Origin of the sequence: Azospirillum baldaniorum, from assembly GCF_003119195.2 — a bacterium.
GTDB classification, from domain to species: domain Bacteria; phylum Pseudomonadota; class Alphaproteobacteria; order Azospirillales; family Azospirillaceae; genus Azospirillum; species Azospirillum baldaniorum.
In genome coordinates this window covers 335,044-359,245 of the sequence record NZ_CP022255.1, presented here as the reverse complement: position 1 = coordinate 359,245, position 24,202 = coordinate 335,044, and the positions used below count along the sequence as shown (strand labels likewise).

Genomic DNA, 24,202 nt, shown 5'->3' with positions numbered 1-24,202 from the left:
TCATTGGAAGAGGCGTTTGCGCTGCACGGTCATGTGGACGAGCATGAAGGCGACGAACAGCGTGCCGAAACCGGCGTGGACGCGCTTGCCCACCCCCAGCGCCGCCAGGGTCGCCCCCATGCTGCCCATCATCCCGATCTTGGCCGCGCGGTTGATCCGCCATTTCAGCTCCGGAGCGGCCGGCTTGCTCTCCGCGACGGAGGCGGGCGCGTCCGGCGGCGGTGCGGCCTCAGCGGGATGCAGAACCGCCGACAGCAGCGCCTCCACCTGGGACCGGGCGTCATCCGGCGTCAACACGGCGGGGTCGTAGCTCAGCAGGACGCTGCCCACCGCCGGGTTGCTCTCGGTCACCCCGACGGCATCCAGGGTCTCGAGGCGGCCCAGCGCCTCCTGGAAGCGGTCCGCCCGGCGCAGCAGCGGGTGGCGCACGCGGATGCGTCCGGGCACCGCCGATGCGATGGGAGAGGTCCGTCCGGTCATTGCCCGTTCTCCTGCGTCAGCCGCGGTCCGCCCACACGGCCGGGGGCATTCCATGGTTGTGCAGAATATCCATAATTACACAATGGTGAAACAATTCCTCGGCTTCGCGCACAGGCGCCGGACGCAAGGCCGCGTTGCGGAAAAACCGCGTCCTCACCCAAGAAGTGCAGGGATCGGAGCACAGAGCAACGCCGCGGGGCCAAGCCTCAAGGCCGCCCGCGGCGCGTGGGGCAGCAGGACCAGCGCCGCGGCGGCCACCGTCAGCAGCCCCAGCCAAGCCGGAATCCCGATCGCCCACCCCCACGCCATCACCGCGGGCGGCAGCGACAGCACGAGCTCCAGCCATCCCGCCCACCCCAGCAGGCGGCTGATCCGTGCGGGGGGAGGCCGGGCGAGGACCTGCTCGTGATGGCGGTCCATGGCGAGCGCCAGGGCGAGCAAACCCGCGTAGGCGACGCACAGCGACGACAGGATCATGTCACTTCCTCCGCGACGGCCCCGGCGGGCAACACGGGGGCCGGTGTTGTCTTGCCGGCGAAGGCGTTCCGCCCGACTTTGCGCGCGGCGAAGCCCAGCAGCAGCGTCGGCGCCAGCAGGCCCGGGCCAGACCCACCGCGTCCGCACGGAGAAGGCCCAGACAAAGGCCCCCGCGTCACGCTCGCTGCTCATCATCGTGGAAACACGGCGGAGCGTCCACAGAAATGAGAATGACTTGCATTCTCTCAGAAAAGAGCGCTGACGGCTCGCTCGATCCCCAAACATGTGGAATTCAGAAAAAAACAGTTTTTGATCACGTGGTCGATCTATAAACTATACTAAACAACTAGATTTTATATGAGCGACCCATGCGCGCCCCGATGTCTCGCATCGCCCCCGCCGTGAGCTTCGGCCTGACCACCCTGTCCATCGGCACACTGTCCACGCTGCTGCTGTGGAGCGTCACGGCGCAATGGCCGCATTGGACCCGCCATGGCGAACCGCTGGCTTGGTTCAACGTGAGCTATGGGCTGGAACGGCTGGGCCTCGATCTGGCCTGGTTGGAAGCCTGCCGCGCCGACCCGTCCTGGCAGACGTTCCACCGCGCCGCCAGCTGGGTTCTCGGCAGCAACCTGACAGTCGGTCTGCTGGTCGCGGCGGCGGTGATGATCCCACTGTCGGTCTGGGGGGCGAACGCCGTCGAGCGCACGCTCCTCCGCCGCTCCTGAGCCCGAGTTCCGTCAAGGTTCCCCCACCCCGGCCCTCCCCCGCTCACGCAGGGGAGGGAGATCAGTCCCCTCCCCTGCAAAGCGGGGGAGGGCTAGGGTGGGGGCAACACGCCCCCCACCCTACCAGCTCCCGGCAAGGCCCAGCAGTTCCAGCGCCTTGTGGCGCAGCTCCACCAGCACCGTGTCGTCGCGGTGACGGGGATAGGGGCGGTCGACGACGATCTCCGCCTTGATGCGGGCCGGGCGCTCGCTGAACACGATGACGCGGGTGGCCATCAGCAGCGCCTCCTCCACGTCGTGGGTCACCAGCAGGGCGGTGAAGCCGGCGCGCCGCCACAGCGCGACGATCTCGCCCTGCATCTGGATGCGGGTCAGGCTGTCGAGCTTGCCCAGCGGCTCGTCCAGCACCAGCAGGCGCGGGTCGTTGACCAGCGCGCGGGCCAGCGCCGCGCGTTGCGCCATGCCGCCGGAGAGCTGATGCGGGTAGGCCTTGGCGAAGCCGCCCAGCCCGACCAGCCGCAGCGCTTCGTCCACGCGGTTGCGCCGCTGGCGCAGCACGCCCCGCGCCTCCAGCCCCAGCGCCACATTGTCCCAGACGGTGCGCCAGGGGTAGAGCGTCGGGTCCTGGAAGACCACCACCCGCGACGGATGCGGCCCGGTGATCGGCAGCCCGTCGGCCAGAATCCGGCCCGCGCGCGGCGGCTCCAGCCCGGCGACCAGCCGCAGCAGCGTGGACTTGCCGCAGCCCGACGGGCCGAGCAGCGCCACGAACTCGCCCGGCTTGGCGCGCAGGCCGACCGTGTCCAGCACGGGCAGCGGCGCGCCGTGCAGGTCGAAGGCGTGGCTGACCCCGTGAACCTCAAGGTCCAGACCGGCCGGCAACTCCTGTTCCAGCGCTACCATTTCAGCAATCCCTTCTGCCAGGCGAGCAGCCGGTCGCGCGCCTTGAACAGCAGCGTGACGAGGCTGGAGCACACCAGCGCCATCACCAGAAGCGCCGCGTACATGTTGGCGTAGGCCGCCCAGCCCTGCGCCCATTGCAGGTACCAGCCGAGCCCGGCCTTGACCCCCATCATCTCCGCCACCACCAGCACCGCGAAGGAGGCGCCGAGCCCCATGAACAGGCCGACGAAGACGTGCGGCATCGCCGCCGGCACCGCCACCTTCAGCACCAGGAAGCGCGAGGACGCGCCCAGCGTGCGGGCGATGTCGTAATAGGCCGGGTTGACGCCGGCCACGCCCGACCAAGTCAGGATGGTCACCGGCACCCCGGTCGCCAGCGCGATCAGGAAGACGCTGGCGCTCCAGCTCGACGGGAAGGCGAAGAAGGCGATGGGCAGCCACGCCGTGGCCGGCAGCGGCCCGATCAGCCGCAGCACCGGATGCACCCAATAGCCCACCGCCCGCGACCAGCCGATGGACACGCCGGTGACGAAGCCGACGAAGGCGCCGATCCCGTAGCCGAGCAGCAGCAGTTGCAGCGACGCCACGGTGCATTCCAGCAGGCGCGGCCACTCATCCAGATACACCTCCAGCAGCGCCTGCGGCGGCGCGAAGAAGGGACGCGGCAGCAGGTCGAGCTTGGCGGTGACCAGCTCCCAGCCGATCACGCCGAGCGCCAGCACGACCAGCCAGGGGGCGGCGGCCCGCAGCCGCTCTCCCACCGCGCCGAACAGGCGCGACAGCGGCACGGCGAAGGCCAGCGCACCGCCGATGACCGCCAGCAGGCTGGCAAACTCGCCGGTGCGCACCCACTCCTCCGTTTCCGGCCACAGGGCGGTCAGGGCGGCGGCGGCCAGCCAGGCGGCACTGGCCGCCAGCCCGCCCAGCCAGAGGCGCGGGGCCGTGGAGGAATGGTTGCGCTCCCCCTCCAGCACCGCGGCGTCATCGAGGCTGCTCATCTCAGCCCAGCACGTCAGCGTAGACGCGGTCGGCGAACTTCGCTGTGTCGGTGCTTTGCTTGAAGACCTGGACGCTCTTCAGTTCCTCCGCGTAGAGCGCGATCTCGCGCTTGATGTCGGCGCCCACCGGGTTGTGGTCGTGCGTCTGGCTGGAAAGCTGGGCGGCGAGGTCCTCGATGCTGCTCTTGGGCGAGTATTGCTGGTAGACCTTGGCGGCCTCCACCGGGTTGGCGGCGGCGTAGTGCTGCGCCTCGAACACGGCGCGGGTCACCGCGGCGGCGGCGGCCTTGTCCTCGCGCAGCAGGCTGCCGCGCGCGCCGAGGACGCAGCAGACGCGGTTGGCGAATTCGCCCGACAGGTTGGTGGAGATCTCGACCAGAGTGCCGGACTTCAGGAAGTTGTAGGTCACCGGGTCCCAATGGGCGACGGCCTGCGCCTCGCCCTTGTCGACCGCGATGGCCAGCAGGTCGCCGGGGAAGACGCGCCATTCCACGTCCTTGTTCGGGTCGATCCCCTGCTTGGCGAGCTGGATGGAGAACAGGTGCTTGGCCGGGCTGGACAGGTCGCTGATCGCCACCGTCTTGCCCTTCAGCCCGGCAAGGCTGGTGATGCCGCCGTTCTTGGCGGCCAGCAGGCGCATGCAGCCGCCGTGCACGCCCGCGATGATGCGCACGTCGAAGCCCTGCTCCAGCGGCTTCAGCCAGCGCAGCGCCATGCCGTGGCCGATGTCCGCCTTGCCGGTGGCGAGCGCCTCCAGAAGCTGCTCCGTCGTGCCGGCGAAGTTGACGAACTCCACGTCCAGCCCGTGCTTCTCGAAAAAGCCGTTGTGCTTAGCGACCGCCACCGGGGCACCGCACACCGCGCCGGTGTTCCAGGCGAGCTTCAGCGGCTTCAGCGCGGCGGGCGTCGGGGCAGCGACCAGCCGGGACGCCACGCCCGCGAAAGGCAGCGCCACCGCGCCCGCCGCCGCCACCTTCAGCAGCCCGCGCCGCGAGGGCGCCAGCGTCGAAATCCCCGAACCGTTCCGATGCGTGCTCATGGTCGTCGTCCTTCGATCAAGCCGTATTCACTCATTATAAATGTGAATACATGATTTTCATGGACTATATTCAACGGCCTCGCGCTATAATGTCAACTCATGAAGTAGAGAAACAACGCACGGAAGTTCCCCATGATCACCGCCATCGTCCGCTACCGCCTGCCCGCCGCGATCGGACGGGAGGAGTGCCGGGCGCATTTCCTGTCAATCGCGCCGGGTTTCGGCGATGTGCCGGGCCTGATCCGCAAGCAGTTCATCTGGAGCGGGACCGGCACCGCCGGGGGCGTCTACCAGTGGGAAAAGCGGGAGGACGCCCAGCGCTTCTACCAGGGGCCATGGCTGGACGGCATCCGGCGGCGCTACGGCACCGATCCGGAGATCGAGTTCTTCGAGACCTTCGCGGTCACGGACAATCCGGGCGGGGTGGTGTCGGTGCCGACGTGAGTCGGCCATCCCCTGCGCGCCTGGCAACGTCATAGGTGTCGGAGAACACCCTCCGATGCGCTCGACGCTGTTCATAAGGCCGCGATGACGCCGCGCTCATCCGCCGCCCGAGGCGTAGCCCCGTCGGCTCCATGTCACGGTCTGCCCTCATCAGAACCGCGAAACAATGTTGACGTTCAATCCGGTCGGCGAATGTCCCCCAGCCGTACGGACATTGGGTGAACCGGCAAGCGGCCGTGAAAGATAAAGGTCCAGGCTCAGCGTATGCCACAGTGCGGCACGAACGCCGACGCCGACGCTTGCCACCCGCTGGGCGCCCCCCTCCACCGGCAGAACCTGTCCATGATCGGCAAAGAGGACACCATCGACCTGCAGGGTGGCATCGGCGTGAACCGGGACAACCAGATCGAGCGATTCCACGTGCCCGCTGTTTCCGGTCAAGGCACCGACCTCGATTCCGCGAACGCTGTTGCTGCCGCCCAGCACGAAGCGGGCAGCGGGAAGCAGGCGGTCGGGACTCCATTGGCCGCGCGCCCGAAGCTCCAGCCGGCCCTCCAGGGGTAAGGGGCCGTAAGCGGCCTCGGCCTCGGCGTCCAGGGCCGAATAGGTCCCGCCTCCAATCTTGCTGTGCATCCACGAGGCGACGCCCCTCATCCCCCGGCGCATGCCCAGGTAAAGGCGTGCCCCGCCGGCACGCTCCCGTCTGCGCATTTCGACCCCGGCGCGCGCTTCCAGAAAGTCGATCTCCCCGTCGTGGGCGGCCGTGTCGAAGGAAAATGGCTCCCCCAACAGATAGGACCGTGTCCAGATGTCGCGCACGCCGACGACGATTGTCAGTTCGTTGTGGGAAAGGCCGATGTCCTCGGCGACCGTCCGGTCGGCGCTCCAGTCGTCGATCACCCGCCATCGCGTCGCAAGATCGAAGTCCAGCGCCTCGCTCCGTATGCCGAGGTCAGAGAAATAATCCTCCACGAACCTGGATTTCGTCCGGCCGACCGCCACCAGCCAGCGGTGCTCCGTCGCACCGATGGGGCCGTCGTAGCCGATGGCTTCGCGGCGGTAACCCTCGCCGCGGGCCGTTTCAGCGGTCAGATGATCGAAGCCCGGCATGAACGCCGGCACGCTCACCGACGCGTAGGCCACTGCGGCACCCAGCGCCCATGGCAGATCGTTGGTCGCGCCGATCACGGCCGACGGCGAGGAAGGCCGCTCCACCTCCACCACGACCCGCGCCGCGCCGGCCGTGTGGCCGGGCCGCACGCTGATGGACAGGGGGCCGACCCGGCCGCTGTCCCTGGCGCGGCGCCACCCATTCTCAAGATCCGCGGTGCTGAACGGGCGCGCGCCGTCCGGGATCAGCATCCGGCGCAGCCACCGGACGACATGCGGAGGCTCCGGCAGGCCCGTTCTGCGGTCCACGGCAACCAGTTCAACGTCGTCGCCACGGCCGATGCGCACACGGTAAATGACCGCGCCATCGTCGGCCCGAACGACCTCGTCGACACCCGAGGTCGGAAAGCCGGCGGCGAACAGGCAGGCGTTGACGCGACGCATCAGGGCGTCGATGTCCAGGTCGCCAAGCCGGACACCGGCATAGCTCCCGTTCAGGAAGCCGTCGATTTCGACGGCGAGCGGCGCCGAGGGATCGGCTGCGGCGAAGCGGGTGACGCGAACGGCGTCCGGATCGGGGTTCTCCGCGATGGGCGGCCGGTTGGCCAGCACGCCAAGGCAGGCGCGGGCCGCGTCGTCGCCGGCCTCGCCCGCGTGCGCCGCAAACGGAACCGCAAGCACCAGGGCCGTCAACGCCGGAGCGGCCAACGCGCGCAAGACGCCGCGCAGGCTGGTCCGGCGTGGGGACGGCGGCCGGCCGCCGGGCGTTGCACCGGCCGTCATTGGAGGGGGCAATTGGGGGCGTCGACGAGGGCCGTCCAGTCACCGGAAAAGACGAATCCGGCCCAATGATGGGGGGACCGCCACGCTCCATGGCCGACGCGCCCTTGCTTCAGATCCAGCTGCGCGAGACGAAGCGCCCGCGCCTTGTCGCACCCCATGGTCATGTACTCGTAGAACCGTGTCATGAGTTCCGGCGTGGATTCCTTGTTCACGGTCCACAGCGTTCCGACGGAAGCGCGCACTCCGGTGCGCAAGGCCATCCCCAGCAGGCCGAGTTCCTTGCCCCCCGAGCCGTCGCCGAGAGCGGTTTCGCAGGCCGACAGGGTCAGCAGATCCAGGGCATTCCCGGACGGATCCCGCATCATACGCACGAGTGTCTCGATGTCGGCGGCGCCAGCCGTGGTGCCGTCGCCCATGGTGATGGACGGCCCCCCGGCCCCGCCGAACGACGCGTGCGTGGCGATATGCAGGACGTCAAACCGGTCCCTCGCCGCCGCCTCCAGGTTCCTCAGGGTAAGCTCGGTTTCATTCAGAACGACGCTGTCCAGCAGCGTGGCGATGCGCCGGATCTCCGACGCCGAGTGCGTCAGACGCTCGGTCAGGCCGCCGGCAAGAACGCGAGGCGGCGGCTTGTTCAGCGCCTTCTCCTTCGGCCAAAGCCGCGCGTCCAGCGCGGGCATGACCACGAGATCGGCCGCGTCGGCGATGGTGGTGTTCCGGTCACCGAACGGAAGGGCGGAGAACGGAATCCGCGCCGCCCAGGCGTCGGGAACGATGATGATCCGTTTTGGTTTCGCGCGCAGAAGACCCTGCGCGACCGGGCCGAACAGGGTCTGCGACAAGTTCGCGGCGATGGTTTCCAGCGAAGGCGGGGCGTCTTCCGCATCCAGCCCTTTGCGCCAGTCGCGCACGGCCTCTTCAACCGGCAGGCTGGGCGTTCGGTGCAGGAGGGTGACGCCGTTGTCAAACAGATCCGATGGCGAATCCGCAGCTCCGGCCGCCGTCAGAACCTCGCCGCCGATGTTCGACACGACGACGATCCAGTCGCCTCGCAAGGCGGCGTCTGGCGCCCAGACTGTGGTCCGGCGGGAGGTTGGGCTGGGAACGGGTTCGAACCAGCAGTCCGATCGGAAGGCACGGACGAGGTCGATCCGTCGGCGGTCTTCCAGGATGCGGAGGACCTCCGGCATTCCGGCCACTCCGCTGCGGCCGTCGACGGCGAGCCGGATGGACCGGTCGTAGACCGCGTCCAGGAGCGAGCGGAAGCGCGGATCGGATTCGGCCCCGTCGCCCACGAAGGCCAGCCGATTCTCCGCCACCAGTTCGCGCGCGTAGGCCAGCGCCCGCCGAGCCTGCTCCTCCTTCCCGGCGGCCGCAAAGGCATCGGCCCGGGTCCGTAAGCTGGCGAGGCGTTCCAGCGGGCCATCGTCCGTGCCAGCGGCGGGCTGGTTGGCGGCGAGAAAACGTTGCGTCGCACGGTTCAGTTCGACCGGGTCCGTCAGCGTCGCCAGCGGCCCCATCTGGGCGGCCGCACACGCCTCCGCGGTGCCGGGTTCAACGGCGGTTGGCCCCGCCACATCTTCCATCCGGGCCAGGTACAGGCAGGCGTGAGCCTTGGCGAAGGCGACGTTGATCCGGCAGCCGTCCGTCGCGCAACGGTATCGGGTTTCCAACGCCTCGCGGAAACCCATGCGGGCGGAGGCCATGTCATCGGCGGAACCGGCCGGCCCTGCTCGCTCGATGGCGCGCGCGCTCCTGATTCCCAAAAGAACCGTGAACGCGGCGTCGGTGTCGTCGGGGAACCCCGCCTTCCGGTCGCGGTTCGTATCCGCCGATGCCTTGAGCGCGTCGACCGAAGCCGGTGGACATCCGGCCCGGATGCTGTCGAAGGCCGCCGCGGCCGCCAGCAACCGCCGATCGCGGCTGTCGAGTTCGGACGCGCAGGCCAGCGCCGCCTCGCTCCAGCCCGGCCACCCCGAACTCGCGGGCGCCGACCACAGAGCCCCCCGCAACCGGTCGGCCGCCTCATCGCACGCCGGGTGACGCGGGCTTGGCTGACTCACCCCGCCCACCGGGGCTGGAGCGGCCCCTCCCATGCGGGCCTTGTAGGCGGTCCACCAATTGGAATCCGGGCAGGAGGCGGCCAACGCTGGTGCGGACAACAGAAGGAGGACCGGCAGCGCCAGCCGTCCTAACCACGGGGCCGTGCAACGCATCACCGGTCCGGTTGGAAGACGAGATCCTTCAGGTGGCTTGCGCAGGCTGCCCAGGCTTGGCGATCCTTCTGCTCGGCGCGGTCCTGCCGGCTGTCGAGCCAGCTGTCGAACTGGAAATACAGAGCGGCGACGCCAACGGCGAACATGGCAAGCTCCGGCAGCGCCAGAACAGGAACCACGAGTCGATTCGACAGATCCTCCAGGAGGATTTTCAGTTCGGGCTCCAGTTTCATGGCGGCATCGGACAACGCCTCGACCCTCTTGTCGGGATCGAAACTGACGGGGCCGAAATTGGCAATGTCGCGCGCACCATCCGCGAAGAAGCTGTTCCATTCGCTCCGCAGGGCGTCGAAGTCCCGGGTGATCTTCCCGTAGCGGGCCATGTGCTCGCCGGAGATCTTTCCCTCGTCCTTCATTCTCCGCAGCGTGCTGATCTCCGCTTCCAGGTTCCTCTTGATGAGGATGACCCTGTCGTAGGCGCCCATCGCGTCACGGCACGGCAACTCCGCCCGGCCCGCCGGCACCGCGGCCGATTGGGCGGGGGATTGGGCGGCGAAAGGGACCGTCGCCAGGAGCGAGGCCATCATCAACGTGGTCAGAAGCCTACCCATCAGGGCGAATCTCCGGATTTCATCCCTCATAGGATGATATATATTATATTATATCCTCTTATGGGAGTTATATTGTCATATGACTCGCCTTACGGTTACCATCGTCTTCTTTTCCTTCGCCGTCATCGCACACCACGCGTGTGCCGATGTGGTGACCGATGGCACCATGGGGCCGCTGCGGACGCTGTCCGGTTCGACGATGATCATTCCGGAGTCCCTGGGCACGCGCGCGGGACCAAACCTCTTCCACAGCTTTGAAAAGTTCGAGGTCAGGGCCGATCAGGCCGCGCGTTTCCGGGGGGGAGAGGATGTCCAACGCGTCATCACGCGCGTCACCGGCAAGGAACCCACCCGCATCTACGGCAACCTGTCGTCCGATATAAAATCCGCCGACCTCTACATGATCAACCCCAATGGGATCGTCGTCGGCCCGACCGCGGCGATCAACGTCAGCGGGGCATTCCACGCGGCCACCGCCGGTTCCATCGCCTTCCCCGACGGCAAAAGCTTCGCCGCCAACGGCGCCGCCGGCGGGGCGCTGTCCATTGCCGCTCCGGAGTCCTTCGGCTTCGTCGGGGACTCCTCCGCCATTCGAATCATCCGCGGCTCCGTGACGGCACAACGCAACATCAGCCTGATTGCGCCCCTCCTGGATCTGGACGGTGCCGCGGTGCGGTCGCAGAATGGGCAGGTCGCCATGGTCGCGCCGGCGGATCGGGCGACCGTTCGGTTGGAGGCGGGCGCGCCGTCACGGCCCACGCCGTCGGGTTCCCTGTCCATTGCCAGGGGCAGCCAGGTCAGCGCGGAGCGAGGGGCGATCCGGCTTGAAGGAGGCTCGGTCTCGGTTGACGGTTCGACCGTGGAGGTCGCGTCCGACAACATCGGCCCGTCGGGCGGCATCACCGTTGTGGCGTCGGACCTCGCGCTGTCGGCGGCGGCGTCCTACGTCGGGCAACTCAGCTCGCTGGCCAAGGGAAAGGCGGCCGGCGGGCCCATCCGCGTCACCGCCGACACCCTGACGATGACCGGTGGACGCATCGCGGCGGAAACCATCGGATCGGGAACCTCCGGCGAGGTCGCGGTCGACGTCGCCGGTGCTCTGCGGATGAGCGCGGCGACGATCTCGGGCAGTTCGGCGCTGGGCGCCGCCGGGGCTGGCGGGACCGTCGCGGTGACGGCGGGATCGATCCACCTCGACCAGCGCAGCGGGATTGGCAGCGTGGCGCTCGGCGCAGGGCGCGGGGGTTCGGTCTCGGTGACGGCCCGAGATTCCCTGACAATCGTTGGCAGCGCGCCCGACGGCGCGCCATTGGGCACGCAAAGCGGCGTCTTCGCCCTGTCGCGGGCCACCGCGTCGGGAGATGGCGGCAACATCGTGGTCCGAGCGCGCGATCTCCAGGTGAGCGATTTCGGTCAGATCGCCGGCGGCAGTTTCGGGACCGGCGCCGGGGGAAGCGTGGACGTCGTGGCCGGATCGGTTCGGCTCAGCCACGGTGGAACCATCGGCGCGTCCGCGGGTGAGAACGCCGTCCGCGGCGGTTCGGTGTCGATCCGTGCCGACCGGCTGTGGCTGCACGATGGTGCCGAGGTCACCGTCCGCAGCCGCTCGGCCGGTGTGGCCGGTGACCTTATGCTGTCGTCGACGGGGCCGCTTACCGTCGATCGCTCGACGATCAACGCCAGTGCCGATCGGTCGAACGGAGGCAATGTCCTTATTGAGGTCGGCGGGCTGTTCCGTTTGGTGGGCGGCCGCGTGTCGGCGGCGGCCGGCGGGCTGGGTGGTGGCGGCAACATCATCGTTTCCGGCCGCTCCGTCGTGTTCGACGACTCCAGGGTGGTGGCAACGGCGGTCGGAGGAGACGGCGGCGCTATCCGCGTCGCGTCGCAGACCTATCATGCCTCGCCCGACAGCCTCGTATCGGCCTCCTCGGCGTTCGGCTTCGATGGAACCGTTCGGCTGGAAACCCCTCTTTTCGGCCGCTTCGCTCCAGCGGGCAACACGTCATCCGTCCAGGCCATTCCGCCGGCTCCAACGCTGACCGCCTGCGACCAGGGCGGACGCACCGAAGAAGCTCTGGCCCACGCCGCTTTGACGTTCGATCGGCCGCCGGGACACCTCGCGACGGCCTTCCCCGTGCCGGGAGAGCGGCTGCTCACCCCCGGCAGCCCGAGCGGCGGCCGGTCCTGCGGCATCGCTGAAAAGCAGAAGAAGGGACATTGAATGTCGCAATCCACCGCTGCGTTCACGATCTCCTCCGCTTCCGACAGTCCGCTCGTCACCGTCGATTACATCCAGGCAACCTGGGCGGCATCGACCGCCGAGGTGCGGGAAGGGAGCGTGAGGTTCACGGTATCGCTGACGCTGGAGTATCTGTATTCCTACTACTCGTCACACTCGGGTGATTATTTTTACAACGGCTCCGGCCCTGGGGCGACATTCCGGGCCAAGGTGAAGCCGTACATTGGGACGGCGCAGGCCGGCGATTTCATTTTCTCTCCCGACAGCCGGATCACAACCGATGCCGTGTCCGTCGAGATGTTGTTGACGGTCGGAGTCGAAAACACCTTCACCATCGCCGTTCAGCCGGACGTCGATTACACTGAGGGTGACGAAATCATTGATTTCCTGCTCGACACCAACCTCATCAGCACGGGCAGCCAATCCGCCGTCCAGCTGACGACGACAAACTCCTTTCCGACGGTGACGATCATCGACGCTCCGGCACCGCCGGAGTCGCCGGCTCTTGCGATCACCGCCGCCAACGGTTCGGCCTGGGAGGGACACAGCGGAACGGTGCCTTTGACCTTCACGGTCAGCCGGACAGGCGACAGTTCGACAACGGCCTCGGCACGATGGGTGGTTGCCGGTTCCGGCGACAACCCGGCCGACGCCGCCGATTTCGGCGGCGCGCTGCCCTCGGGATTCATCACCTTTGCCGCCGGTGAAACGAGCCGGACGATCACCGTGAACGTCACCGGCGACACGGCCGTGGAACCCGACGAAACCTTCACCGTCACATTGTCCGACCCGGTCGGGGCGGCGCTGGGAACCGCCAGGGTGACCGGCACCATCCGCAACGATGACATCATGCCTCAGGCGGCCTTGCCGGCGGTGATCGACCCCGCCCGCCGCGCTCTGGTGAACGACGGTGTGAGCGGGCGCATCGTTGAGATGGCTCCTTACGACGGCCCGGTCTCTTGGCTGAAGAATCAGTATTTGGGCAACGATCTGGGCGAAGCGGTGATCGGTAGCGATCGCGCGGATTTCATGAACCTGCTGGGCGGCAATGATGCGGCCGAGGGGTGGGCGGGCGACGATGTGCTCGATGGCGGAACCGGGTCGAACTTTCTGACCGGAGGAGCCGGCAAGGACACGTTTTTCGTCGATGGCCGCACCCCTGGCATCACCTGGTCGACCATCACCGATTTCGAGCCGGGCGAATGGGCGACCGCCTGGGGCTGGCGTACGGGCACCTCGAAGCTGACGTGGGCCGAGATGCAGGGCGCCACCAACTTCAAGGGCTCCACCGCGCACATCGACATGGACGGCAACGGGACGATTGATACCAGCCTTACGTTCAGCGGGAAGTCCGTCGGTTCCTTGATGACCACGACCGGCCAGATCGGCAGCGATTCCTACATCGCGTTTATACTCAAGTAACACCTTGAAGAAATTCACTGGCGCCGGGGGTGGCAAACCGGGGGCGGTTCAACGTTGGACGCGGCCCCCGACTTGGTCAGTTTGGTCAGGGGCGGCCGAAGGCGGCAGGGCCCGTGTGGCTCTTGAACAGCACGAGGCGCACCAGCGTCGTTCCGATCGCTCCCTGGGCAACCGTCAGGGCCGTCACCGCCGCCGCGCCCGTCATGCCGAAGACCGGGATCAGGATGGCGCCAAGCACGATGCACACCGCCAACTGCAGAAGGTTCAACCGGCGCAGCGTGCGCCCATGCCCGGTCATGGCCAGCAGGATGTCCTGGCAGGCCAGAAGGCAATGGATCATCTGGCCCACGGCGAGGATGCGCAGCGCCGTCGCCGCGCTGCCGAACCCCTGCCCCACCAGATCGAGCAACAGCTCCGGCACGATCATCATGACCGACACCATCGGCAGGCTCAGCGCCGCGACGGCCAGCATGATGCCGCGGTTCATGGCCAGCAGACGGGACGTCTCGCCGCGGCGATGCAGTTCGGCGTAGTTGGGCGCGGCGAAGGTGCCGATGCTGATGACGACGACCCAGACCAACATGGAGATGCGGTTCGCCACGCTGAACGCGCCGACCGAGGCCGCGTCCACGAAGACGCCCAGCGCGAGCACCGGCAGCGACGCCAGCGAAACCTGCACCAGCTCGACGACGAACAGGGGAAGCGCGGTGTGCCAGAGCGACGGCAGAACCTCCGCCGGCCTGTCCGAAGACGCGACATCGGCGACCACGGAATGGTCGGTGAAGCGGCGGCGGTCGCGCGCGAGAAGGGCCATCCCGATCGCGGCGGTGAACGTCAACGCCCCGGCCAGGGCCAGGATCAGGGAATCGAGGCTGGACACCCCCGCCACCAGAGCGGCGAGCATCAGCACCGGCCACAGCGCGTTCTGCACGAACTGCGCGGCAATGCCCCGCTTCAGCCCCGCCAGGGCCGATCCGATGGTGATGGTCAGGGTCTGCGGCAGCAGGGCCAGGGCCGACAGGCGCAGCGGCGTTTCGAGGTCCGGCGCCCCGAACAGCAGGTGCGACGCCGGCCCCGCCAGGGCAAAGGCCACCACCGCGGCCAGGGTCGCGGCGAGTCCCGTGCCGATCAAACCGGTCCGCAGGTCACGGCCGGCGGCCCGCCCCTGGCCGATGGCCAGTTCGGCGGCGATGTGCCGCGTGATCGCCCGTTCGAGCCCCAGCCGCGCCATGGTCGATGCCAGGCCGATCCAGGTCAGGCACAGGAAGAACAGGCCGGCATCATGGGCGCCCAGCGCGCGCGCCGCTATGATATAGAGGCCGAGCTTGCCGACGACCTCCACCCCGCGCAGCCCAAGGCCGACGCCGTAACGCCCGAGGGCATGCCATGTCTGGAGACGCATCACGCTCTATGGGATAAAGGGTTGTTGCGGAAGCGGAAGAGATCCGGAGACGCGCGGCGACCCGCCGTGTTGGGCCGCGCAGGGAGAACAGTCGGTTGATGACCAAGGTGGCGAAAGAGCGAGGGCACCGGAGAGTCCATGCGGCGCTGGCCTTGTGCCTTGCCGCGGCGCTGCTCGGGCATGGTGGCCCGGCCGAAGCGCAGGACGGGGAGGAATGGCGCGCCATCGACATCCGCCAGGAAATCCGCACCCATTTCGACCGTCTGCCCTATGGCTGGTGGATCCGCGAACCCGAGCTGCACCTGAACACCTACGAGGTCGAGGTTCACCTTCCCGATTGGTGGCGCGGCAATCCGACCTCGGCGGTCAATAACCTGTGCCCCGAGCGGCAGAGCCGCATCTGGAAGGTGGCGAAGATCCTGACCTTGCGCCCCTTCTACCAGAAGCGGCCCTGGCCCGAGGTCGATTGCCGCCGCTGATGCCACCGCTGGCGCGATCAGCTCCCGCTTGATTGGCCGAGCGCGGCGCGCAGCCGGTCGGCCACGCCGTCGCGCGCGACGAAGATGAAGTTGTTGATGTAGATCCGCCCCTTGACGCGGTGGGTGCCCGCCGCGTTGAGGGCCGAGCGGGACTGGTGGCGATCCGGGTCGAAGCCGTCCAGCGTGCACAGGCGTCCCGCCAGGACGAAATAGCCGCGGTAGCCCAGCGGGGCCAGCCGCGCCTGCAACGCCGCCAGGGCTCCGGGATTGTGCCGCTCCTCCGCCTCGATCAGCAGGTTGGGACGGTCGCGCCCGATCAGGTGGAGGCCGCCGCCGACCACCGCGGACTCGTGCCCTTCCACATCGATCTTCAGGAAGCCGACCGTACGGTCGTCGTAGTGGTCCAGCGTCCGGCGCGGCACGGTGACCGCCTCCACCTCCTCGCCATGGGCGCCCACCGCCCCCACCTCGACCGAGGCCAGGGCGGATGAGCGCGGCACATGAAGCACGATCGACCCGTCGCCGTCGCTCAGCGCGCACCCCTCTACCCGCAGTCGGCCGGACGCGATCAGCGGCGCGAACTTGCTCTCCAGCAGCGACGCGAGCTTCGGATTCGGCTCGAAGGCCGTCACGCTGGCCGCCGTGCGGCAAAGCCAGAAGGTGTAGATGCCGCTGTTGGCGCCAATGTCGTAGGCCGCCTCTCCCGGAACGCACAGGGCGGGAAGCAGACGCAGCTCCGGCTCGGCGTAATAGGGCGCGAGGCGGTCGCGGAGCCAGGTCAGGCGACGGAACATCCGCGGGTGGCGAAGCTCGATCGCGGCTTTCAGGGACGACAGACTGTGGTTCATGGCGCGTGGCTCGGTGGGGCTGGGGCCGGCATCCTGGCACCCAACCAAAAGTGAGGGGTTTCGGCAAAAAGCAAATAGCTAAAAATTGAGACAAAATGCTTCAAAACCCCAACCACCCCATGACAGGTCTACACCGGACGTGGTAAACCATACCAGTAAAGTGTTCGATCCACACGCTACGGTACCCGTAAAAGATGCTGTCCCAACATCTGGAAAATCGCAGGCAGAGTCAATCGGCTGACCAGCCGGATGGCACGCCGGCCCAGCAATCGCATGGGGTGCTGTTCTCCAGCGGTGTGTCGGCATTTACGCCGCGCGACCTTCTGATACTCGCTTTTTATCACAAGCGCATTATCCTGGTCGTTGCTCTTCTCGCAATCATCGCCGGTTTGACCGCCGCCACCTATGCGCGCACGCGCTACGCCGCGGAAAGTCTGGTCATGATGATGATCGACCGCGCGCATGCGGGGATCAGCGACGTGGCCGGGACCCTGCCCTCCATCCTGTCGATCGACGGGCTGAAGTCGGTGGACAGCGAGATCCGCATCCTTGAGAGCCGTCGGGTGATCGAGGATACGTTGAGCGCGCTGGGCCCCGTCACCCTGTTTCCGGAAATCGCGCGCCCGCGCCTCTTCGGCCTCCTGCCCGCCGACAGCCCGCAGGACCAGCTCGAAAAGGCGATCGACAAGTTCAAGCGCCGCCTTCAGGTGGAGCAGCAATCCTCCTCCAACATCGTGCGCCTCAGCTTCAGCCACGAGGACCCGGACCTCGCCGCGGACACCGTCAACGCCCTGGCCGACGCCTACCTGAAGCGCCGCCGCGCGATCTTCGACGTTCCGCGCTCGCCCTTCCTCGCCTCCGAACTGGCGCGCCACTCCGACCAGCTGAAGAGCATCGAGGGGCAGATCCAGGCGCTGAAGTCCGAATACGACATCGTCGATCTCGGGCAGGAAAGCCTGCTCGCCGCCAACCAGGTGGACAGCATCGTGCAGCGCCGCCGGCAGACCCAGGAGCGCCAGGCGGCCCTCCAGGCGGAGGTCACGGCGGCCAAGAAGCGGCTCGCCGCCCTGCCGGAGCGGGTGTTCGACTTCCGGGAGCAGAGCAACCAGACCCAGAACGACGACGACCGCAACGTGCTGCTCCGCCTGGAGCTGGAGCGCGACCGGATGGCCTCGCAGTTCCTGCCGGACTACCCGCCCCTCCAGGAGCTGGAGCGGAAGATCCGGACGGTCCGGCAGTCGATGAAGGGCGGCGACAAGCCGGTCTACAACACCACGCGCGAAGTCCGCAACCCGTCCATCCCCTTCCTGAACAACCATCTGCTGACGCTGGAGATCGAGCAGGACGCGGTGGCCCGGCAGCTCGACGAGTTGAACCGCCAGCACACGGTGGCGGTTGAGAAGGTCGGACGCCTGCGCAAGGCGGAAAGCGAGCTGCGCGATTTGGAGCGCACGCGCAGCGTGATGGAGGACATCTACCGCGACTACGCCCAGCGCACCGAGGCCGCCCGCGCCGAGGAGGAGGCCGCCAAGGTGCGCTTCTCCAACGTCCGCGTCGTGCAGCCGGCGGTGGCCCCGGCGACCGGGACGAGCATGGCGCCGAGCTTCATCATCGCCGGTCTGGTCGGCGGCATCCTGCTGGGCGGGGCGGCCGGCGTGCTGGCGACATGGCTGCGCCAAGTCTACATCCTGCCGCACGAGATCGAGCGCGACCTGGGCGTTCCGGCCATCGCCAGCTTCTCCGACACCGACGGCGAGCTGGTGTCCCCCGGCGCCCAGCAGGAGCTGATCCATCTGGCCGCCCAGCTGCGCGACCATGGCCTGGACGACCAGCCGATGGCGCTGATCCAGTTCGTGACCGCCAACGACGGCGACGGCGACGCCATCGTGGCGCGCGGGCTGGCGCTGGAGTTCGCCAAGGGGCGGGGCCTGCGGACCCTGGTCATCGATCTTTGCGGCGACGGCACCGGGCAGCTGGCGGCGATCAACGCGGGCGCCGACGGCGAGGCGGCCGGGGAAGCGGACAGCGGAGCCGGCGAGCGGTTGCCGACCATCGAGCCGCAAAGCGCCGGCGACCTCGAAGCGCTGCCCTCCGCCGTGCCGTTGCTCTGGGTGTCGCGGCAGGCGACGGGATCGGCGCTGGGCAGCCTGCGCACCCCCATCGCCCAGTCGCGCCAGATGCTGGAGCGGCTGAATCAACGCTTTGACATCATTTTGATTCTGTCGCCGCCGATTGGGAACAGCCATCTTGCCCGCCGGCTGTCGCCGATGGTGGATGCGAACATCCTGGTCGCCCGCGCTGAGCACACCCGTGCGCCGGTCGCCGCCCGGATGCGCGACTCCATTCTCGCGTCCGGCGGCGACATCGTCGGCTTGGTGCTGACCGGCCGTCACTTCCACATTCCCCAGGTGATCTACCGATGGCTGTGATGCGGGGCTTCCTGTTGGCGGCGTTGCTGGCGCTCGGCGCGTGCACCGGCCAGTCGTTGACTCCAAAGGAGGCGATGCCCGAGGGCTTCGCCCGCTGGGAGGACTCCACCCCGCCCTACCGGCTGGGTCCGGGCGACCGCTTCCAGGTCAAGTTCACGCTCGTCCCCGACATGGACGAGGAGGTGATGATCGGCCCGGACGGCTCCGCCGGGCTGCGCATGGCCGGGCAGGTCGAGGCCGCCGGACTGACGCCGGGCGAACTGGCCACCGTGGTCGAGACACGCGCGCGGCGTTGGATGCGCGCCCCGCAGGTCAGCATCGGGCTGAAGGAGACTCCGTCGAACCGCGCCTACATCGGCGGCGCCGTCGCCCGCCCCGGCACCTACCTGCTGAACGGCCGCATCGGCGTGATGGAGGTGATCATGCTGGCCGGCGGCTTCGACCGCGAGGCGCGGTACGAGGAGGTGGTGCTGATCCGCCGCAACCCCGAGAACAAGCCGATGCTGCGCACCATCGACACCCGCCGGTTCATCGAGACCGGGGCAGCGGTCGGCGACGTGCCGCTGGTCGCCGGCGACATCCTGTTCGTGCCGCGCAGCTCCATCGCCGAGACCGGCCTGTGGGTCGAGCAGTTCATCAACCGCGTCGTCCCGTTCGAGCGCACGTTCAACTACACGATCAGCCGTCAAACCGGCGCGATCACGACCTTCCCATGACGGCGCCCCAGACCGAACCGGGGCGGGAGCACCCCTCGGACACCGTGTTCGGGGTCGCCATCACCCGCCTCGACGTGGCCGGCGCCGCCCAGGCCATCGCCGGGCGTGCGCCGGGAGAGTCCTTCGCCTATGTCGTGACGCCGAACGCGCAGCATGTGGTGCGGCTTCACCGCGGCGGCGACGCCCGCTTCCGCGCCGCCTATGACGGCGCGTGGCTGCGGCTGTGCGACAGCCAGATCATGCGGCACCTGTCCCGCCGGCTGTTCCGCAAGCCACTGCCCAGCGCCAGCGGCAGCGACCTGACCGCCCACCTGTTCGCGCACGTCATCACACCGGACGATACCGTCACGGTGATCGGCGGCAACGACGAGCTGGAGCGCCGCCTGCGCGACCGCTTCGGCCTGACCCGGCTGGCCCGGCACGAGCCGCCGATGGGCTTCTCCGCCGACCCGCGGGAGGTCGAGCGCTGCGTCCGCTTCGTGCTGGACCACCCGGCCCGCTTCGTCTTCCTGGCGGTCGGCGCGCCGCAGTCGGAGTGCCTGTCGCTGGCCATCCGGAGCACCGGACAGGCCACCGGCGTCGGTCTGTGCGTCGGGAGCTCGCTTCTGTTCGTGACGGGACTGGTCGAACGCGCGCCGCCGCTGTTCCGCCGCCTCGCTCTGGAATGGCTGTACCGGCTGGCCCAGAACCCGCGCGGCCACGCCCGGCGGGTCTTCGTGGACTCCCTGCCGCTGCTCGGCATTGCCCTCTCCGCCTGGTGGTCGGAGCAGCGGGGTCAAGCGCGCCCGAAGCCGGCGGCGCGCCCATGATCGTCGAGCTGGGAGCCCGGCAGCGCGGCCGCATCCTGTCGCCCGTCCGGGTGGCGGCGCCCCGCCGTTCCCAGCCCCGTTCCCTGACGATGATGATCCTGCTGGCGGTGCTGCCCCTGTTCGGGCAGAGCTTCCATTATCTGGTCGATGTCCCGCCGCTCTACGCCCTGTCGAAAAGCTGGCCGGTCCTGACCATCCCGCTCGCCGTCTACGCGTTGGCGCAGATCGAGCTGCCGTTCAAATCGCTGTGCATCGCCCTGCTCGCCTACCTCGTGGCGATCACCCCGGCGGTGTCCATGGTCCAGCTCGGCAACGGGGTGACCGACGCGATGGCGACCACGGTCAAGGTCTGGCCCTTCGCCTACTACTTCTCCCTCGCCGCCCTTCTGACGCTGCTGCGCCCGACGCTGCCGCAGGTGCGCGGCGCGCTGATCGCGCTTGGCGCCGGCACCTTCGTCATCATGCTCGCTTTGTGGCTGGTCCTCCCGCCGGAGGCCTACGCCACCGACCCGCTGAAGAGCAAGCTGCTGATGTACGACGTCGAGCGCGGCCCGCGCATCTTCATGCCGATGTTCTTCGGCGTGCTGTTCCTTTTCTACCTGTCCCGGCGGTTCTGCGCGTATCGGGAATGGTGGACCATCCCGCTGCTGCTGATCGGGCTGCTGCTGATGGTCCTGATCTACAAGCAGCGCACGGCTCTGGGCAGCGTCGTCCTGGTGGTCGGCTTCGCCATGATCACCTCGGCGCGCGGCTGGTGGCGGATCCTGGCGGTCGGCATGGCCCTGTTGGCAACGGTCTTCCTGGCCGCCGTCTACAGCGTGGACCTCGCCAACCGGGCCGAGCAGATGCTCGGCGCCTCCCTGTCGATCCGGCAGAACTCCATCGTCCTGGCGCTCGACTTCCTGGAGGTGACGCCGTTGCGCTGGTTGCTGGGGGTGGGTGCCGTCACCCGCTTCAGCAACGTGACCCTGGCGGACATCCTGGGCAACAATCAATTCTATCTCGCCGACATCGGCTGGATCGGCATCGTCTTCGAATACGGCGTCATCGGCGCGGTGCTGATCGCGGCCTTCTACGTCGCGGCGCTGCGCAGCGCCCGCAAGGCCGCCACCGGCGACGACCCCATGACCCAGGCGCTGGGCGATTACGTCCTGTTCGCCCTGGCCACCTCCACCATCTATTCGGTCGTCTTCACGCCCGGCGAGGTCGCCAGCGTGATGGCGCTCGCCCTCTACTGGCGCAACGCCCGCCGGCAGGCCGGCGCCCAGCGCCCCCTTCATCCAACGAAACGCCCGATCCTCGGCATGGGAAGACCATGATCGCCGCCGCCTCCCCGGCCTTGCTCCGCCGATGCCTGCAACGTGATCGCCATGCATAGCGGGAACCACCAATCATGAGCATGACCAATGAACCGCAAGGCGAGCGCAGCAGAATCACCAAGCTACGCCCGTCCGAAAATCTTCAAAATGCGACAGAATTGCAAAATTTGGTTGTAACTCTTTGTCGAAATTTATCGCCCCGGCGCCGCCAATACTGGCTTAAGCCATTTTAAACAGTGTGGTAGTAAGAGGTCATCATGTCGCCTCAACCCCCAATAGCATTTTCTTCGGCGCTGCACCGCTATGTGCATGGCGGCCATCGCCGTGTGGACGGCTGGCTGTCGCGCCTGGACGCCAGCCTGATCGCCACGGTCGGCGTCTGGCAGAGCGCTCAGGGCGTGGCGGGAAGCGTCGGCGAGATCGGCGTCCATCACGGACGGCTGTTCATCCTGCTGGCGCTGGTGCGCCAAGCCGGTGAGCGGGCCTTCGCCATCGATCTGTTCGACGACCAGCAATTCAACGTCGACCAGTCGGGACAAGGCGACGAGACGGCCTTCCGCGCCAACCTCGTCCGCTTCGGAATCGAACCGGCGTCGGTCGAGGTCGTCAAGGGCAACTCGACGACTCTCGCCTGGACCGGCCTCGCCGGCCGGCTGGGTCCCGCGGTCCGCCTGTTCAGCATCGACGGCGGCCACACCGCCGACATCACGCGCCACGACCTGGGCATCGCCGACGACAGTTTGGGCGACGGCGGGGTGATCGTCCTCGACGACTACTTCAACCCGGAATTCCCCGCCGTGTCCGAAGGCATGTGCCGCTTCATGGCCGAACGGCCGGGAGTCCTGGCGCCCTTCGCCATCGGCGACAACAAGCTGCTTCTGGCACGCCCCGACTGGGCGGAGCGCTACCGCGCCATGCTGGTCGGTGCGATGGCTTCGCGCCATTACGTGCGCGACACCGAGCTGTTCGGCCAGCCCGTCACCGTGTTCCGTACGCCGCGGACGCCGATGCAGTTCATCCGGCAGACCGGCCTGACCCGCCGGCTTCGCTCCCATCCGCTGGGGCAGGCGTTGAAGCCGATCATCCGCCGCTTCGTGCAAGGGTGAGAGACCGCCATGCGCGACGACGTGCAGGTCCGTTTTCCGGCTGAAGGGCAAACCGCCGTTCTGGACCCTGTCGCGCCGCCGCCGCCGGCCGCCGCGCCAGATGTCGAGCCGGAGGCTGAGCCGGACAGCGCGCCACCCCCCGGCGATTTCGCCGGTGCACGGGATGGCTGGCTGCACTGGACGCATGGATTGGTCAATCGGCTGGTGAAGGGGGCGGACGGGTTCCTTCTGGCGCTCGCCGGCCTGGGCGCCTGGGCCATCTGGGCCGCCCGGACGGACGAGCCGTCGCTTGACGACGGGCGCCTGCTCATCCAGGCGATCATCTTCACGGCCGTCACGCTGGGCGTCTATCTGCGCACCATGACCACCATCGGCGCCTACCGTGTCGAAAACTACCGGCATTGGGGGAAGTCGCTGCTGGACGTGGTCGGCGGCCTGCTGCCGTCCGGAACCGTCCTCTCCCTGCTCGTCTGGGCCTTCCTGCCGGAGGTCGTCCCGTCGGACATGCTCGCCCTGTGGGGTGGGACGGCGCTCGCCTGTCTCGGGGCGGGCCGTGTGGCGGCGGCGTGGGGCGTGCGCCTTCTGGAGGAGCGCGGGGTGCTGCGCCGCCGGGTCGTCATCCTGGGCGCGACCGACGTCGCGGAGCGGATGATCGCGCATCTGGCCCTGCCGGAACACCGGGCGAACTACAGCATCCTCGGCCTGTTCGACGACCGTGACAGCGACCGCCGGCCCGCGTCCCTGGCCGGCCTTCCGGTGTCCGGCGATCTGACGGACTTCAAGCGCTTCCTGCCGGACAACCGTGTGGACATGGTCGTGATCGCCCTGCCCTGGCGGGCGGCGATGCGCATCCACAGCCTGCGCATGCAGCTTCAGATGATCTCCCTCGACATCCTGATCCCGCTGGACGAGGAGAGCATCCGGCTGCGGCTCGCCAACCTGCGACACATCGGCGGCATCCCGGCCCTGCTGGTGATGCGGCAGCCGTTGCGCGGCATGCAGATCATCGTGAAGCGGATCGAGGACGTCGTCGTCGCGGGCCTCGGCCTGCTCGTCGCCTCGCCCTTCATGCTGGCCGCGGCCATCGCGGTCCGCCTGGACTCGCCGGGGCCGATCATCTTCCGGCAGACCCGCGTGGGCTTCAACAACCGCCCCTTCACGATGCTGAAGTTCCGCACGATGAAGGTGGACGACAGCGACGACGGCGCCGTCGGCACCAGCCGCGACAACCCGCGCATCACCCGCGTCGGCCGCTTTCTCCGCCGGACGAGCATCGACGAGTTGCCCCAGCTCTTCAACGTGCTGGCCGGCGACATGTCGGTGGTTGGCCCGCGCGCCCATGTCCCGAACATGCGGGTCGGCAACCAGCGCTACGCCGAGGTCGCGCGCGAATACGCGGCGCGCAGCCGCGTCAAGCCGGGCATCACCGGCTGGGCCCAGATCAACGGCATGCGCGGCGGCATCCACACGGTCGAGAAGGCGCGCGTCGGGGTTGACATGGACATCCACTATATCGAGAACTGGTCGCTATGGCTCGATGCGAAAATCATCATCAGCACCGTGACCACCGGCCTGTTCGGGCGCGACGTGTTCTAGGCGCCCTGGCCCTCGCCGCCGGGCTGCTGGCGGGTGGCATAGCGGGTG

Annotated in this window: 21 protein-coding genes; 11 read left to right on the top strand and 10 right to left on the bottom strand. The window is 68.2% G+C overall.

The window, feature by feature from the left end:
- Positions 1-480 carry a hypothetical protein gene (locus Sp245p_RS23880; protein WP_014199038.1) on the bottom strand — a complete coding sequence of 160 codons (480 nt, stop codon included), beginning with the start codon at positions 478-480 and terminating at the stop codon, positions 1-3.
- Between the two features lie 153 nt (positions 481-633).
- Positions 634-957, bottom strand: coding sequence for a DUF3325 domain-containing protein (locus Sp245p_RS23875; RefSeq protein ID WP_014199040.1), 324 nt, complete (start codon positions 955-957; stop codon positions 634-636).
- 368 nt (positions 958-1,325) lie between these two features.
- On the opposite strand from Sp245p_RS23875, the gene Sp245p_RS23870 reads away from it, so the two are divergent.
- Positions 1,326-1,685: a hypothetical protein gene (locus tag Sp245p_RS23870; protein WP_014199042.1), complete on the top strand. Its 360-nt coding sequence runs from the start codon at positions 1,326-1,328 to the stop codon at positions 1,683-1,685.
- 120 nt (positions 1,686-1,805) lie between these two features.
- On the opposite strand, the gene Sp245p_RS23865 is transcribed toward Sp245p_RS23870, so the two are convergent.
- From Sp245p_RS23865 to Sp245p_RS23855, 3 genes are read right to left on the bottom strand one after another with little or no spacing between them, the layout of a single operon-like run.
- Entirely contained in the window at positions 1,806-2,588 is a 783-nt protein-coding gene (locus tag Sp245p_RS23865) for an ABC transporter ATP-binding protein (RefSeq protein ID WP_014199043.1), read from the bottom strand.
- Positions 2,582-3,586: an ABC transporter permease gene (locus tag Sp245p_RS23860; protein WP_014199044.1), complete on the bottom strand. Its 1,005-nt coding sequence runs from the start codon at positions 3,584-3,586 to the stop codon at positions 2,582-2,584. Before Sp245p_RS23860 ends, Sp245p_RS23865 begins: the two co-directional genes overlap by 7 nt.
- A 1-nt stretch (position 3,587) precedes the next feature.
- The gene (locus tag Sp245p_RS23855; protein WP_109138958.1) at positions 3,588-4,625 is read right to left on the bottom strand and encodes an ABC transporter substrate-binding protein; all 1,038 of its coding nucleotides are present in this window, start codon (positions 4,623-4,625) and stop codon (positions 3,588-3,590) included.
- 132 nt (positions 4,626-4,757) lie between these two features.
- Here Sp245p_RS23855 and Sp245p_RS23850 point away from each other — a divergent pair, with 132 nt between their 5' ends.
- A complete protein-coding gene (locus tag Sp245p_RS23850) occupies positions 4,758-5,069 on the top strand; it encodes a hypothetical protein (protein WP_014199046.1) in 312 nt (103 codons plus the stop codon).
- Positions 5,070-5,219: 150 nt separating this feature from the next.
- Here the strand turns inward: Sp245p_RS23850 and Sp245p_RS23845 are convergent, their stop codons facing one another.
- From Sp245p_RS23845 to Sp245p_RS35095, 3 genes are all read right to left on the bottom strand, one after another.
- Complete coding sequence (locus Sp245p_RS23845) at positions 5,220-6,872, bottom strand: ShlB/FhaC/HecB family hemolysin secretion/activation protein (protein ID WP_129557218.1); 1,653 nt, start codon at positions 6,870-6,872, stop codon at positions 5,220-5,222.
- A gap of 86 nt (positions 6,873-6,958) precedes the next feature.
- A complete protein-coding gene (locus Sp245p_RS23840) occupies positions 6,959-9,025 on the bottom strand; it encodes a CHAT domain-containing protein (RefSeq protein WP_158310445.1) in 2,067 nt (688 codons plus the stop codon).
- Between the two features lie 152 nt (positions 9,026-9,177).
- Positions 9,178-9,789, bottom strand: coding sequence for a hypothetical protein (locus Sp245p_RS35095; protein ID WP_014199049.1), 612 nt, complete (start codon positions 9,787-9,789; stop codon positions 9,178-9,180).
- Between the two features lie 79 nt (positions 9,790-9,868).
- Here Sp245p_RS35095 and Sp245p_RS23835 point away from each other — a divergent pair, with 79 nt between their 5' ends.
- Together Sp245p_RS23835 and Sp245p_RS35905 are read left to right on the top strand one after the other, a co-directional pair.
- Positions 9,869-12,010 (top strand): two-partner secretion domain-containing protein, encoded by a 2,142-nt coding sequence (locus tag Sp245p_RS23835; protein ID WP_014199050.1) that lies wholly within the window; start codon positions 9,869-9,871, stop codon positions 12,008-12,010.
- The gene (locus Sp245p_RS35905; RefSeq protein WP_014199051.1) at positions 12,011-13,450 is read left to right on the top strand and encodes a Calx-beta domain-containing protein; all 1,440 of its coding nucleotides are present in this window, start codon (positions 12,011-12,013) and stop codon (positions 13,448-13,450) included.
- Between the two features lie 85 nt (positions 13,451-13,535).
- On the opposite strand, the gene Sp245p_RS23825 is transcribed toward Sp245p_RS35905, so the two are convergent.
- Complete coding sequence (locus Sp245p_RS23825) at positions 13,536-14,852, bottom strand: oligosaccharide flippase family protein (RefSeq protein ID WP_014199052.1); 1,317 nt, start codon at positions 14,850-14,852, stop codon at positions 13,536-13,538.
- 98 nt (positions 14,853-14,950) lie between these two features.
- Here Sp245p_RS23825 and Sp245p_RS23820 point away from each other — a divergent pair, with 98 nt between their 5' ends.
- Positions 14,951-15,331 carry a hypothetical protein gene (locus Sp245p_RS23820; protein ID WP_129557216.1) on the top strand — a complete coding sequence of 127 codons (381 nt, stop codon included), beginning with the start codon at positions 14,951-14,953 and terminating at the stop codon, positions 15,329-15,331.
- 17 nt (positions 15,332-15,348) lie between these two features.
- On the opposite strand, the gene Sp245p_RS23815 is transcribed toward Sp245p_RS23820, so the two are convergent.
- Complete coding sequence (locus tag Sp245p_RS23815; protein ID WP_014199054.1) at positions 15,349-16,179, bottom strand: FkbM family methyltransferase; 831 nt, start codon at positions 16,177-16,179, stop codon at positions 15,349-15,351.
- A 440-nt stretch (positions 16,180-16,619) separates the two neighbouring features.
- Here Sp245p_RS23815 and Sp245p_RS23810 point away from each other — a divergent pair, with 440 nt between their 5' ends.
- From Sp245p_RS23810 to Sp245p_RS23785, 6 genes are all read left to right on the top strand, one after another.
- Positions 16,620-18,608 carry a GumC family protein gene (locus Sp245p_RS23810; RefSeq protein WP_186466857.1) on the top strand — a complete coding sequence of 663 codons (1,989 nt, stop codon included), beginning with the start codon at positions 16,620-16,622 and terminating at the stop codon, positions 18,606-18,608.
- Positions 18,599-19,324: a polysaccharide biosynthesis/export family protein gene (locus tag Sp245p_RS23805; RefSeq protein WP_041813786.1), complete on the top strand. Its 726-nt coding sequence runs from the start codon at positions 18,599-18,601 to the stop codon at positions 19,322-19,324. Before Sp245p_RS23810 ends, Sp245p_RS23805 begins: the two co-directional genes overlap by 10 nt.
- Positions 19,321-20,133 (top strand): WecB/TagA/CpsF family glycosyltransferase, encoded by an 813-nt coding sequence (locus Sp245p_RS23800; protein ID WP_014199058.1) that lies wholly within the window; start codon positions 19,321-19,323, stop codon positions 20,131-20,133. The genes Sp245p_RS23805 and Sp245p_RS23800 overlap by 4 nt, the downstream gene beginning before the upstream one ends.
- Entirely contained in the window at positions 20,130-21,452 is a 1,323-nt protein-coding gene (locus Sp245p_RS23795) for a conserved membrane protein of unknown function (protein WP_014199059.1), read from the top strand. Before Sp245p_RS23800 ends, Sp245p_RS23795 begins: the two co-directional genes overlap by 4 nt.
- Before the next feature lie 257 nt (positions 21,453-21,709).
- The gene (locus Sp245p_RS23790; RefSeq protein WP_109138954.1) at positions 21,710-22,558 is read left to right on the top strand and encodes a class I SAM-dependent methyltransferase; all 849 of its coding nucleotides are present in this window, start codon (positions 21,710-21,712) and stop codon (positions 22,556-22,558) included.
- 9 nt (positions 22,559-22,567) lie between these two features.
- Positions 22,568-24,154: an exopolysaccharide biosynthesis polyprenyl glycosylphosphotransferase gene (locus Sp245p_RS23785; protein ID WP_014199061.1), complete on the top strand. Its 1,587-nt coding sequence runs from the start codon at positions 22,568-22,570 to the stop codon at positions 24,152-24,154.
- The last annotated feature ends 48 nt before the right edge of the window (positions 24,155-24,202 follow it).

What these genes read in the sequence shown, in the direction of transcription:
- Sp245p_RS23880 (WP_014199038.1), bottom strand. Translation starts at nt 480, where the DNA reads ATGACCGGACGGACCTCTCCCATCGCATCGGCGGTGCCCGGACGCATC.
- Sp245p_RS23785 (WP_014199061.1), top strand. Translation starts at nt 22,568, where the DNA reads ATGCGCGACGACGTGCAGGTCCGTTTTCCGGCTGAAGGGCAAACCGCC.
- Sp245p_RS23800 (WP_014199058.1), top strand. Translation starts at nt 19,321, where the DNA reads ATGACGGCGCCCCAGACCGAACCGGGGCGGGAGCACCCCTCGGACACC.
- Sp245p_RS23795 (WP_014199059.1), top strand. Translation starts at nt 20,130, where the DNA reads ATGATCGTCGAGCTGGGAGCCCGGCAGCGCGGCCGCATCCTGTCGCCC.
- Sp245p_RS35905 (WP_014199051.1), top strand. Translation starts at nt 12,011, where the DNA reads ATGTCGCAATCCACCGCTGCGTTCACGATCTCCTCCGCTTCCGACAGT.
- Sp245p_RS23805 (WP_041813786.1), top strand. Translation starts at nt 18,599, where the DNA reads ATGGCTGTGATGCGGGGCTTCCTGTTGGCGGCGTTGCTGGCGCTCGGC.
- Sp245p_RS23835 (WP_014199050.1), top strand. Translation starts at nt 9,869, where the DNA reads ATGACTCGCCTTACGGTTACCATCGTCTTCTTTTCCTTCGCCGTCATC.
- Sp245p_RS23825 (WP_014199052.1), bottom strand. Translation starts at nt 14,852, where the DNA reads ATGCGTCTCCAGACATGGCATGCCCTCGGGCGTTACGGCGTCGGCCTT.
- Sp245p_RS35095 (WP_014199049.1), bottom strand. Translation starts at nt 9,789, where the DNA reads ATGGGTAGGCTTCTGACCACGTTGATGATGGCCTCGCTCCTGGCGACG.
- Sp245p_RS23870 (WP_014199042.1), top strand. Translation starts at nt 1,326, where the DNA reads ATGCGCGCCCCGATGTCTCGCATCGCCCCCGCCGTGAGCTTCGGCCTG.
- Sp245p_RS23865 (WP_014199043.1), bottom strand. Translation starts at nt 2,588, where the DNA reads ATGGTAGCGCTGGAACAGGAGTTGCCGGCCGGTCTGGACCTTGAGGTT.
- Sp245p_RS23790 (WP_109138954.1), top strand. Translation starts at nt 21,710, where the DNA reads ATGTCGCCTCAACCCCCAATAGCATTTTCTTCGGCGCTGCACCGCTAT.
- Sp245p_RS23875 (WP_014199040.1), bottom strand. Translation starts at nt 957, where the DNA reads ATGATCCTGTCGTCGCTGTGCGTCGCCTACGCGGGTTTGCTCGCCCTG.
- Sp245p_RS23855 (WP_109138958.1), bottom strand. Translation starts at nt 4,625, where the DNA reads ATGAGCACGCATCGGAACGGTTCGGGGATTTCGACGCTGGCGCCCTCG.
- Sp245p_RS23860 (WP_014199044.1), bottom strand. Translation starts at nt 3,586, where the DNA reads ATGAGCAGCCTCGATGACGCCGCGGTGCTGGAGGGGGAGCGCAACCAT.
- Sp245p_RS23820 (WP_129557216.1), top strand. Translation starts at nt 14,951, where the DNA reads ATGACCAAGGTGGCGAAAGAGCGAGGGCACCGGAGAGTCCATGCGGCG.
- Sp245p_RS23850 (WP_014199046.1), top strand. Translation starts at nt 4,758, where the DNA reads ATGATCACCGCCATCGTCCGCTACCGCCTGCCCGCCGCGATCGGACGG.
- Sp245p_RS23810 (WP_186466857.1), top strand. Translation starts at nt 16,620, where the DNA reads ATGATGATGATCGACCGCGCGCATGCGGGGATCAGCGACGTGGCCGGG.
- Sp245p_RS23815 (WP_014199054.1), bottom strand. Translation starts at nt 16,179, where the DNA reads ATGAACCACAGTCTGTCGTCCCTGAAAGCCGCGATCGAGCTTCGCCAC.